Here is a 10,610-nt window from a genome sequence, read left to right as displayed (position 1 = left end):
TCAGCAATGCCAAAGGCATGCTGAGTAAAAAAGGATAGGTAGATGAGCCTAAATTTTCTAGATTTTGAAAAACCAATTGCCGAACTTGAAGCTAAAATTCAGGCACTGCGTGACGTGTCTCGTCACGGTGGTAACGACTCAGTTGACCTCGACAAAGAAATTGCACAACTAGAAAAGAAAAGCTTAGAGCTGAAAAAGAAAATTTTTGGCGACTTAGGTGCATGGCAAGTAGCGCAATTGGCGCGTCATCCAAAGCGTCCTTACACGCTTGATTATATTGAACATGTATTTACTGAGTTTGATGAACTAGCGGGTGACCGCGCTTTTGCAGATGACAAAGCTATCGTTGGTGGTATCGCTCGTTTAGAAGACCGTCCTGTGATGATTATTGGTCATCAAAAAGGTCGCGAAACTCGTGAGAAAGTAAAACGTAACTTCGGTATGCCAAAGCCTGAAGGTTACCGTAAGGCACTGCGTCTGATGGAAATGGCTGAGCGTTTTAACATGCCAATCATTACTTTCATTGACACTGCTGGTGCATATCCAGGTGTTGGTGCAGAAGAGCGTGGTCAGTCTGAAGCTATTGCTAAAAACCTCAAAGTGATGTCAGGTTTGAAAGTTCCTGTTATCTGTAACGTTGTCGGTGAAGGCGGTTCTGGTGGCGCATTGGCTATCGGTGTGGGTGATTACGTAAACATGCTTCAATACTCTACGTATTCAGTAATCTCACCAGAAGGTTGTGCATCAATCTTATGGCGTGATTCAGATAAAGCACCACAAGCAGCAGAAGCTATGGGTCTTGTTGCTCCTCGCTTGAAAGAGCTAGAGCTGATTGATGAAATCATTGAAGAGCCTCTAGGTGGTGCACATCGTAACCACGAAGAGACGGCTGCGAACATGAAAGCAACACTACTACGTCAGTTAGCGGATCTAGAAATTCTGGATACAGATTCTCTACTTGAGCGCCGCTACCAACGTCTGCTGAGCTACGGTTACTGCTAATAATTGCTCCGAACAAGTAGCAACTAAAGCTGATTGCTTTGCTAAAGGGTTGGATTCATTCCAACCCTTTTTGTTTGTATGGCTTAACGTTACACTTAAACACAGTTTCTTGTTGATGGCCTTACTGGTTGATAAACCTACTATGCTCGATTTGTACTCTCACTTTTGCCAACAGTTGAATGCATACTCTTCCCGTCGTTTTGTTCTCGCTTTGAGTGGTGGCGTTGATTCTCGTGTTCTGTTGTCACTGCTCGCGCGTTTTCGCGATGAATCCGGCGCATCAATTGCGGCGGTGCATGTTCATCATGGCTTGAGCAGCAATGCAGATGATTGGGCTGAGTGTTGTCAGGCGTTGTGTGATGACTCTGCTATCCCTTTGACTGTAGAACGAGTGCATCTGGATACTCAATGCGGAGAGAGTATTGAAAAGCTTGCTCGTGATGCTCGCTATGAGGTGTTAGCTAAACATGTACAAGCGAATGATGTACTGTTGTTAGGTCAGCACGCAGACGACCAGATAGAGACTTTTTTACTCGCCCTTAAACGAGGAAGTGGGCCAAAAGGTTTGGCTTCTATGGCTCATTCTGCGCCATTTTCAAACGGATTGATGTTACGGCCGTTATTGAGTGTGAAACGCGCTGATATAGAGGCTTTTGCGGCGAATAATCATCTCACTTGGGTAACCGATGAAAGTAATGATGATATTCGCTTTGAGCGCAATTTCATTCGTCACCAAGTCACCCCTATTCTCAGTCATCGCTGGCCATCGATCCACCAAGCGGTTCAACGTAGTGCAGAGTTGTGTGCTGAACAACAAGCGTTGCTTGAAGAACTCTTGCGAGATGAACTTGTACAAACACTTCATGATGACGGAAGTTTGAAGCTTGATGCGTTGAGCGCAAAAAGTGATGTCGTACGTCGGCAAATCATTCGCCAATGGTTAGCTAGTCATCAAATGGTGATGCCAAGCCGTAAACATACAGAGATGATTTGGCTGGAAGTCGCTTTAGCCGCAGCTGATGCCAATCCAAAACTGAAACTTGGCGAGCGTGAGATCCGCCGTTTTGATAATCGTCTATATTGTGTTGAAGAGAGTCGAGATATTTCTGACTGGAAAAGTCCCATTTTTCTTGGACAAAATCTGCCATTACCCGATTGCTTGGGCGTTTTGAATCTTACTTTGCATAAAGGAGAGATTCGACTGCCTGAAAGGGTGGCAGATTTGTGGGTGAGCTTTAATCCGGAGGGGTTAAGAGCGTGTCCGGTAGGAAGAAGTGGCTCAAGAAAAATGAAAAAGCTCTTTCAGGAATACGGAGTGCCAAGTTGGCTAAGACGCCGCACGCCGATACTCATGTATCAAGATAAAGTGGTTGCGGTGGCAAATTTGTTTGTTGATCGTGATTTCAGTGGGCAAGATTGCACGCTGGTTTGGGACAAGCGTTAATTTTCGTGCCAGAATTAACCCTAATAGTAGCAGTGATATAAAAAGAAAATTCAATAACATAAGGAAGAGCAATGAGTAAATTAGCATTGAGTGTTGTTTTAGGACTTGGACTTCTAGCGGGTAATGCAGTCGCTGGAGATGTGGCTGCTGGTAAAGCAAAATCTGCGGTGTGTGCAGCTTGTCATGGTGCGGATGGTATTGCGGTTATTCCGGGATATCCGAACCTCAAAGGACAAAGTGAACAATACATAGTGTCTTCAATTAAAGCTTATAAAGCGGGTCAGCGTACGGGTGGACTTGCACCTGTAATGCAAGCACAAGCTTCTATGTTGAACGATGCAGATATTGCTAACTTAGCCGCTTACTACGCAAGTTTGAAATAAGTATAAAGCGACTTAATTATTTGATTGTTTTCAAGGGCTAGCGGATAATGCCGAGCATTGATACAAGTTTAAGGGATGAACATGAAAAAAATTGAAGCCATTATTAAGCCATTTAAACTCGATGATGTTCGTGAAGCGTTAGCGGAAGTGGGTATTACGGGTATGACGGTATCCGAAGTCAAAGGTTTTGGTCGTCAAAAAGGTCACACGGAACTGTATCGTGGCGCTGAATACATGGTCGACTTCTTGCCAAAAGTGAAGTTGGAAATTGTGGTTAACGAAGATGTCGTTGATCAATGTGTCGATACTATTATCGAAACCGCTCAAACAGGCAAAATTGGTGATGGTAAAATTTTCATTACTGATGTCGAACGTGTTATCCGTATTCGTACTGGCGAAGAAGACGAAGACGCAGTTTAAAAGAAGAGGAGCGAATGCTCCTCTTTTTCCATCTCGCCGCCAGTGAAATTCAGATATCTTCTTTCCCTACCATGAGTTTTTCACCTAACCTGTACTTGTTATGAAAAAGCGCTATTTGCTGTTATTGGGCTTATTGAGTTGTCTAGCGATAGTCTTCTCTGGTTATAAGCTGGTTTTTAACATTCCAGAACACCCTCAACTGATCACTGTCGGTGAAAACAGCGTTGGGCAACCGTTAGTCTGCTATCAGGACGACAATGCTTTACCTTTAGACAAGCAAGGTCATCTGGGCCTTCTAGTGTGGAATATTTATAAGCAGAATAGAGAGGGCTGGAGCGAAGAGCTTAGCCGTTTAAGTTCAGATATGCAGTTACTGCTGCTGCAGGAAGCCAGCCTTAACATTGGATTAAAACAGTGGCTGTCAGAGCAAGGATGGGAAGGTAATCAGGTCAACGCCTTTAAAGTGATGGGGGAGTCTGCTGGAGTCATTAATCTTGCCCGGACGACACCTAACTTAGCCTGTGGTTATACAGAGATGGAACCTTGGTTACGACTTCCTAAATCGGGAATCTACGCTCAATATCCCCTCAGCAACGGCCAAGTGCTCGCGGTTGTGAATTTACATGCGGTTAACTTCACTTATGGCACAGATGAATACCAACTTCAGTTACAGGCATTAGCCAATGAATTGAGTCAGCATACAGGCCCTATCATTGTTGCAGGAGACTTCAATAGCTGGAGTGAAGATAGAATGACTGTGATGAAGCAGGTACTGACTTCTTTAGGGTTGAGTGAGGCCGGTTTTTCTCCTGATAACCGAGTGCGTTTTATCAGCGGCCTAGCGTTGGATCATGTGTTTTATCGGGGCTTAACGCTAGAAAATGCAAAAGCGCCCGAATCGGACGCTTCTGATCATAACCCTTTACTGCTTAACTTTAGCTTATTGCAATAGTTATCGCCCAGATACCGTAGTAAGCAATCCAAGGCAAGGTAGCAATAACGATTGCCTGAGCGCGCTCTATTTGAGTCCAAGTAATGACCGCTGCATAACCTAGGAAAATGTACCAAGGCAACAGCAGAGGGAATGAACTGGTAAAGGGTGACCAAGGATTGGTTAACGGCAGCTTAATTAAGCCATTCACACTGTTGAGATCGGCTGCGTAGCTCATTACTTGTCCATGCTTTAACAGCATGCTTGCATAGCTGGCTAGATCGCCGATGACGGCTGGAAAAATGACAACTGAGCTTGCAGCAAACCATTTCCAGAAACCTAATTTTGTCGAGCCTTGACGGGTTGCAAGGTTAAACCAAAGCGCTAGAAGAACAATCGTCAGAGTTCGGCTCATAACGTCACTGATGATTTCACTCGCTAATAAAGTATCGGCTTCCAGCAAATGAATGAGATCAGGATTAGTCGCTTCCATCTGAGCTGACAAGCCAGCTCTAAGCCATTCGAAATCAACGTTTGCGAAATAAGCTCCCCAGAATAAGAACGGAGTGAGCAGCAATACAATAAATGGCTGCCATCCCCATGCACTTCTTTCATACAGTGCAGCAAAGCAATCTTGAGGTGAACGGAATATATCCACCAGCATAATTAAAGGATTACTGGACGGGTTCATACACTAACCTTAGTGACATCGACATAGAGTTTTAGATTCTGACCTGGTTTCAGGTATTTGTTATTAGACAAGTCATTCCATTTCACTATGTCTGCTGTTTTCACTTTAAACTTGCTGGCAATAGCACTGAGCGTGTCGCCGTTACGCACTTTATAGAAAACGGTGCGGATGATCGCGCCATCAGTATTGTTTTTCCAAATCACCAGTTTCTGGCCGATACTCAAGGTATCTCTTGGCCCCATTCCGTTCCATTTAGCCAGTGAAGTGGTCGACACATTGTGTTTACGAGCGATGGTCCATAGGTTGTCACCTCTGGCAACGGTATGAGTCAGCTTGTATTTGCCTCTGGCAATAGATTGAGTTTTCTGCAGACGGTTATTGGCACTCAAAACATACGCTTTCTCATCTTTCACCGATGTTGGAATCATTAAATATTGTCCAACACGGATAGAGTTGCCTGAAAGATTATTGGCAGTTTGAATTATTTTAGTCGTTGTGTTGTGGTGCGCAGCAATCACGCTTAGGCTGTCACCACTTTTCACTTTGTATCGAACTAACTTCATTCCTTCTCCGCGGTGCTTTGCTGCATTCGCAAGGAAAGTGTCTGCTTTATCGACTGGTAGAAGTAGTTGGAATGGACCATCCGGTGCGGTTGCCCATTGATTGTATGCTGGGTTATAGCTTTGAAGCTCTTTAACATTCAAGCCTGCGTATTTTGCTGCGATAGCAAGATCGAGCTGTTCCTTAGGATCGACCAACTTCAGCACAGGTTTATTGGCAATGGCTGGAAGTTGAATGCCGTACTTTTCCTGATTCGCGATGATGTCAGCAAGGGCGAGTAGCTTTGGCACATAACCGCTGGTTTCTTCAGGCAAATCGAGCGAGAAGAAGTCGATAGGTTTTCCTAAATTTTTGTTTTTACGGATAGCACTTGAAACTCGACCTCCACCACTATTGTAAGCGGCGATAGCGTGTTGCCAATCTCCGTCAAAACGTTTACTTAGATTGGTCAAATAAGTCAAAGCCGCATCGGTTGATGCATCTACATCGCGACGACCGTCGTACCAAAAATTCTGCTCAAGGCCGTACATTTTTCCTGTTGCAGGTACAAACTGCCACAGCCCTGCAGCGCTGCCGTGTGAATAAGCAAACGCGTCAAATGCACTTTCTACAATTGGCAAAAGGGCGAGTTCTAGTGGTAAGCCTCTTTGCTCAATTTTCTCGGTAATGAGGTATAGGAATGGTTGTGCACGCTCCGCCACTTTTTGTAAATGGCTTGGATGTTTCAGGTACCAAGTGCGGTAGTAATCAACCGATTTTTGCTTTGGTATTCCCATGGAGAGCTGCATGGCAATGCGTTGCCAGACATCTTCTTGTTCTTGTGGCGTAATCACGACAGGTTCAGCAACGCGCTCAACGGATGCAGGTTTCGGTGCTACCGTTGGTTTTTTCTTAGTGGCTTGCTGTTGAGGCGTGTTTACTTCAACGTCGTTTTGTGTGGTTTGTTCTGCCGTCTGGTTAAGTTGGCACCCCGCCAATAAGAGAGCCAACAGACAGCTGGTTTTTACTCGCATGCAAAACAATCTTTTCAATAAATGGCTGGTGATAATACTTGCCTATTAATTACCCTGACAAGTGGCAAATTCCTAAAAATCGTTTTTCCATTCGCGTAATGCGGTAAATATTGATATAGGATCATTTTGTTTCGTACGATTTGCTACCGACTTGATTACGCTTGCTTCTCTTGTACGCAAGAAGGGGTTTATCCATTTCTCTTTTCTTAGCGTGGTCGGAATGGTTGATTTGTTTTGAGCTCGAAGACGAATAACTTCATCGCGATAAATTTGTAACTGTTCGTTATTTGGCTCAACAGCAATGGCAAAAGCGATGTTGCTCGCAGTGTATTCATGAGCGCAATACACTTCGGTTTCTTCTGGTAAGGCTAGAATTTTTTCTAACGAAGTAAACATCTGCTCCATTGTGCCTTCGAATACTCGCCCACAGCCACCGGAGAAAAGCACATCTCCACAAAACAACTTGCCATCACCGGCATAGCCAATATGTCCTAAGGTATGTCCTGGTAATCCTAATACCCAGAAACGTTCCCCAAACAGTTCAATTTGATCGCCACCCGAAACACTCTGCGTTAAATAAGGCACGTGATCATGAGTAGGTCCAATGATTTCAATATCTGGGTAGTGTTTTGCCAGTTCTCGTATTCCACCCGTATGATCATTGTGATGATGCGTGATCAATATCGTATCTAAGGTGAGGTTGTGTTGCTCTAAATACGCAAGAACTGGATTGGCATCACCCGGGTCTACAACAGCGCAACGGTTGTCGCTATTTTGAATCAGCCAGATGTAATTATCGTTAAATGCAGGTATGCTTTTGATCTGTAACATGAGTTGTCTCCAGTCACCTTGGTGAAGCGGGTTAGCGATGAAACCAGCACGCAGCGAAAAAAAAATTGAGAAGCCTCATTCTTGGTCTCAATTGAAAAATGGTCAATGGGTTAGTGAGTCTATCCAAACACGGCTCGATGAGTGGTGCCCGAAACTCTTTGGTTATCATATGCTAAAACTGGGCGGCTTGAGTTGCGAGCTTGCCAGTTGTAACTGCAATATTCAACATCAAGTCCATTTGGATAAACAAAATCCATTGCATACAGTTATCGCCGATGACTTCGATTTGCCTTTCTTCGAAAAAAGTATAGATACAGCAATCCTTGCACATCAACTGGATTATAGTAGCGACCCGCACCGAATGTTGCGAGAAGTGGACAGAGTTCTGATTGATGATGGCTACATTATTATCACGGGTTTTAATCCGATTAGCTTTACTGGTCTTGCGAGCTTAATGCCGTGGCGCAAAAATAATTTGCCTTGGAGCGGTCGGATGTTCACACCAAATCGAGTTAAGGATTGGTTAGGGTTGCTGAACTATCAGGTGATTGAGTGTGACCAATATGCATTGTTTCCGATGCAGAGGTACCGCACATTCTGGACTTGGTTGGAAAATGGCAGAGGGGATTTTGGTTCAACGTTTTGTAGCTTGTATTTTATTGTTGCCCGTAAGCGTACCTATCCACTTAAACCGATTAAACCGCACTGGCGTTTGAAACGGCGGCTTTCTCCTGTTGGAGTAAACTACCGCGTCAAACACGATGAAAAATAACGGTTATTCGGGCTTATAACCTACATCTTCTTCTGTCGGGTTTTCAGCTGCCGCTCGTGCTAGCTCGTCACACATTTCGTTTTCTCTGTGTCCTGCATGACCTTTAACCCAATGCCAGTCAACTTGGTGACGAGCTGTTTCGTGGTCAAGTGCTTGCCAGAGATCTGCATTTTTGACTGGTTTATTGGCAGAGGTTTTCCAATTGCGTTTTTTCCAGTTGTGGATCCACTGAGTGATGCCTTGACGCACGTACTGGCTGTCTGTGGTGAGAATTACATGGCAAGGTTCTTTAAGCGTTTGCAACGCAACAACGGCTGCGAGCATTTCCATGCGGTTGTTCGTGGTGAGCTTATAGCCTTTTGCTAGGGTCTTTTCGTTGCTCTTGTAGCGAAGAACAACACCATAACCGCCAGGGCCAGGGTTGCCTAAACACGATCCATCAGTGAAAATTTCCACCTGTTTCTTCATGATTTGATACTATTGGGTTACGCACACATTTGGCATAGTCTGACATATATATCCTTATGAATACTAGCAGCAATTCTGAATACGACCGCATTGTGGTTCTCGATACTGAAACCACGGGTATGAACCTAGAAGGCGGCCCACATTACGAAGGTCACCGAATCATTGAAATCGGTGCGGTGGAGATCGTTAATCGAAAACTCACCGGACGCCACTTTCACGTTTATCTTAAACCGGACAGACCTATTCAAGATGAAGCGGTTGAAGTTCACGGTATTACCGATGAGTTCTTGGTTGATAAACCGGAATATCGCGATGTTCATGAAGAATTTCTAGAGTTTATTAAAGACGCGGAACTGGTTGCGCATAACGCGCCCTTCGACGTCGGTTTCATGGACTATGAATTTTCTAAGTTAGCTGGCTGTTCACTTAAAACCGTACAGATCTGCAAAATCACAGATACCCTTGCCATGGCGAAGAAAATCTTCCCCGGCAAACGCAACAACTTGGACATTCTCTGTGAACGTTATGGCATAGATAACTCACACCGAACGTTGCACGGAGCTTTGCTCGATGCTGAGATTCTTGCAGACGTTTATTTGCTAATGACTGGTGGGCAAACGTCACTCCAGTTTAACGCTGGCTCACAAACCGATGGCGAGAATGGTGCAGGATTGATTAAACGAGTAGAAAGTGGACGAAAAGCGCTAAAGGTATTGATGGCTACCGCCGATGAAATAGAAGCGCATCAAGAGCGTTTAGATTTAGTCGCGAAGAGTGGCTCTTGTCTTTGGCGTCAATAAGAGTGGTCTATTTTAGGAGATGATATGTTGAGGATTGGAATTGCTCTTTTGGGGCTCCTCTTGAGTTTGAATACTTTTGCTAGCCGTGAATCCTCACTTTCTTTGTTAGATAATCGATTTCGTGTTGACCCTACCATCACTCAAATAACGTTTGTCATCTACCGAGAGCAAGGTTCTCAGCCCGTAGTATTAGTACGTCCCGATGGTAAGAAGTATTACGCTACACGAAACCCAGATAGTGTACGCTGGTATCAAGAACCGACGATGGACATCATCTCTATCGACAATCCTATGCCGGGACCTTGGCAAGCAATTGGTAAAGTGTCGCCTAAAAATAATGTAAAGCTGATTTCACACCTGCAATTGACCTCAGATACCTTTCCAACCCGAATTTATCAAGGCGAGGAAATGAAGTTCACGGCTCGCTTAACTTCAGATGACAAACCTCTTCTGCTTAAAGATTTCCTTGAAAGAGTGAATCTCAAAGTCACTTTTCGTAAATATATTGAAGATGAAGAGAGCTTAGTTAAAGAGGCGCGACCTGTGCCAACAGTGATTGGTGAGTTTGCTGATGATGGGCGAGATTTAGATGAAAAGCCCGGAGATGGCGTCTTTACGGTTAAGCTTAATATTACGCCGGAACCTGGCAAATATAGGGTGCGAATTACTTCTGGTAATGGCGTGTTTTTACGCGCACTTGAACAAGAAGTGTTGGTATACCCATCTCCACTAAGTTCGAGCTTTATTCAGTCTCGTATCGCGAACGAACCGCATCAGGTGGTAATCAGTGGTGAACAGGGGATGATCGAGCCCGGCTCACTTGCTGCGCACATTCGCCATCAATCGCCCGATAATAAAGAGTTTCTTGTGGAAGGGGTTGCTGAGCCTGATTCATTAAAGATGACGCTCACTGTTCCTTATGATGGCGATCTAGGTAACTACGCGTGGGAAGGTGGTGTTTATGCTACCGATCTGGCTTCTAAGCGTCCGTTGTATTTCCCGATTAAAGAGAGTACTTACAGTGTGGTTCAAGAGCTCGATCTTGAACAAGCTCGATTGATACAGGAAGCAGAAGCAGAACAGCGCCGTAAAATCGCTCAAGAACAGTTGCTGCAAAAGGTACGTGAAGAGCGTCGTAATCAGTACATTATTTATATCGCCATTGGTAATGTAATTGTGATTCTTCTGGCGTTGGTTGGTTGGTTTATTATGCGTAAGTTTAAAGCGCGCAAGGAAATGCTGCCTGAAATGCAACTCAATATGCCCAAGAAATAGCACAGAGCTGATAATAAAA

Annotated in this window: 12 protein-coding genes; 8 read left to right on the top strand and 4 right to left on the bottom strand. The window is 44.5% G+C overall.

From position 1 onward, the window contains the following. Positions 1-42: 42 nt before the first annotated feature. From accA to ACRQQK_RS03150, 5 genes are all read left to right on the top strand, one after another. Positions 43-1,002: an acetyl-CoA carboxylase carboxyl transferase subunit alpha gene (gene accA / locus ACRQQK_RS03170; protein WP_457510028.1), complete on the top strand. Its 960-nt coding sequence runs from the start codon at positions 43-45 to the stop codon at positions 1,000-1,002. Positions 1,003-1,144: 142 nt separating this feature from the next. Further along, entirely contained in the window at positions 1,145-2,446 is a 1,302-nt protein-coding gene (tilS, locus tag ACRQQK_RS03165) for a tRNA lysidine(34) synthetase TilS (protein ID WP_457510085.1), read from the top strand. A 71-nt stretch (positions 2,447-2,517) separates the two neighbouring features. After that, a complete protein-coding gene (locus tag ACRQQK_RS03160; protein ID WP_457510027.1) occupies positions 2,518-2,829 on the top strand; it encodes a c-type cytochrome in 312 nt (103 codons plus the stop codon). An 81-nt stretch (positions 2,830-2,910) separates the two neighbouring features. Next, positions 2,911-3,249: a nitrogen regulatory protein P-II gene (glnB, locus tag ACRQQK_RS03155; RefSeq protein ID WP_042480092.1), complete on the top strand. Its 339-nt coding sequence runs from the start codon at positions 2,911-2,913 to the stop codon at positions 3,247-3,249. A gap of 100 nt (positions 3,250-3,349) precedes the next feature. Continuing rightward, the gene (locus ACRQQK_RS03150; RefSeq protein ID WP_457510026.1) at positions 3,350-4,201 is read left to right on the top strand and encodes an endonuclease/exonuclease/phosphatase family protein; all 852 of its coding nucleotides are present in this window, start codon (positions 3,350-3,352) and stop codon (positions 4,199-4,201) included. Here ACRQQK_RS03150 and ACRQQK_RS03145 read toward each other — a convergent pair. The 3 genes from ACRQQK_RS03145 to gloB all read right to left on the bottom strand — a co-directional run bounded on the left by ACRQQK_RS03145 (position 4,185) and on the right by gloB (position 7,276). Beyond that, positions 4,185-4,871, bottom strand: a complete 687-nt coding sequence (locus ACRQQK_RS03145; RefSeq protein ID WP_457510025.1) for a YIP1 family protein — start codon at positions 4,869-4,871, stop codon at positions 4,185-4,187. The genes ACRQQK_RS03150 and ACRQQK_RS03145 overlap by 17 nt on opposite strands. Further along, complete coding sequence (locus ACRQQK_RS03140) at positions 4,868-6,445, bottom strand: LysM peptidoglycan-binding domain-containing protein (protein WP_457510024.1); 1,578 nt, start codon at positions 6,443-6,445, stop codon at positions 4,868-4,870. The genes ACRQQK_RS03145 and ACRQQK_RS03140 overlap by 4 nt, the downstream gene beginning before the upstream one ends. Before the next feature lie 72 nt (positions 6,446-6,517). Then, positions 6,518-7,276 (bottom strand): hydroxyacylglutathione hydrolase, encoded by a 759-nt coding sequence (gene gloB, locus ACRQQK_RS03135; RefSeq protein ID WP_457510023.1) that lies wholly within the window; start codon positions 7,274-7,276, stop codon positions 6,518-6,520. A gap of 37 nt (positions 7,277-7,313) precedes the next feature. On the opposite strand from gloB, the gene ACRQQK_RS03130 reads away from it, so the two are divergent. Continuing rightward, the gene (locus tag ACRQQK_RS03130) at positions 7,314-8,048 is read left to right on the top strand and encodes a class I SAM-dependent methyltransferase (RefSeq protein ID WP_457510022.1); all 735 of its coding nucleotides are present in this window, start codon (positions 7,314-7,316) and stop codon (positions 8,046-8,048) included. A gap of 3 nt (positions 8,049-8,051) precedes the next feature. Here the strand turns inward: ACRQQK_RS03130 and rnhA are convergent, their stop codons facing one another. Then, a complete protein-coding gene (rnhA, locus tag ACRQQK_RS03125; RefSeq protein WP_457510021.1) occupies positions 8,052-8,516 on the bottom strand; it encodes a ribonuclease HI in 465 nt (154 codons plus the stop codon). Positions 8,517-8,572: 56 nt separating this feature from the next. On the opposite strand from rnhA, the gene dnaQ reads away from it, so the two are divergent. Together dnaQ and ACRQQK_RS03115 are read left to right on the top strand one after the other, a co-directional pair. Beyond that, positions 8,573-9,316, top strand: a complete 744-nt coding sequence (gene dnaQ, locus ACRQQK_RS03120; RefSeq protein WP_457510020.1) for a DNA polymerase III subunit epsilon — start codon at positions 8,573-8,575, stop codon at positions 9,314-9,316. A gap of 24 nt (positions 9,317-9,340) precedes the next feature. After that, positions 9,341-10,591, top strand: coding sequence for a TIGR03503 family protein (locus ACRQQK_RS03115; protein ID WP_457510019.1), 1,251 nt, complete (start codon positions 9,341-9,343; stop codon positions 10,589-10,591). Positions 10,592-10,610: the final 19 nt, after the last annotated feature.

The sequence above is a fragment of the Vibrio sp. C8 genome, from assembly GCF_054051265.1.
Note: the sequence above shows the minus strand (reverse complement) of the source record. Positions and strands in the feature narration are given on the sequence as shown.

Bases quoted from the DNA above. Each gene is read 5' to 3' on its own strand.
- accA (WP_457510028.1), top strand. From the start codon at position 43: ATGAGCCTAAATTTTCTAGATTTTGAAAAACCAATTGCCGAACTTGAA.
- tilS (WP_457510085.1), top strand. From the start codon at position 1,145: ATGCTCGATTTGTACTCTCACTTTTGCCAACAGTTGAATGCATACTCT.
- ACRQQK_RS03160 (WP_457510027.1), top strand. From the start codon at position 2,518: ATGAGTAAATTAGCATTGAGTGTTGTTTTAGGACTTGGACTTCTAGCG.
- glnB (WP_042480092.1), top strand. From the start codon at position 2,911: ATGAAAAAAATTGAAGCCATTATTAAGCCATTTAAACTCGATGATGTT.
- ACRQQK_RS03150 (WP_457510026.1), top strand. From the start codon at position 3,350: ATGAAAAAGCGCTATTTGCTGTTATTGGGCTTATTGAGTTGTCTAGCG.
- ACRQQK_RS03145 (WP_457510025.1), bottom strand. From the start codon at position 4,871: ATGAACCCGTCCAGTAATCCTTTAATTATGCTGGTGGATATATTCCGT.
- ACRQQK_RS03140 (WP_457510024.1), bottom strand. From the start codon at position 6,445: ATGCGAGTAAAAACCAGCTGTCTGTTGGCTCTCTTATTGGCGGGGTGC.
- gloB (WP_457510023.1), bottom strand. From the start codon at position 7,276: ATGTTACAGATCAAAAGCATACCTGCATTTAACGATAATTACATCTGG.
- ACRQQK_RS03130 (WP_457510022.1), top strand. From the start codon at position 7,314: ATGAAACCAGCACGCAGCGAAAAAAAAATTGAGAAGCCTCATTCTTGG.
- rnhA (WP_457510021.1), bottom strand. From the start codon at position 8,516: ATGAAGAAACAGGTGGAAATTTTCACTGATGGATCGTGTTTAGGCAAC.
- dnaQ (WP_457510020.1), top strand. From the start codon at position 8,573: ATGAATACTAGCAGCAATTCTGAATACGACCGCATTGTGGTTCTCGAT.
- ACRQQK_RS03115 (WP_457510019.1), top strand. From the start codon at position 9,341: ATGTTGAGGATTGGAATTGCTCTTTTGGGGCTCCTCTTGAGTTTGAAT.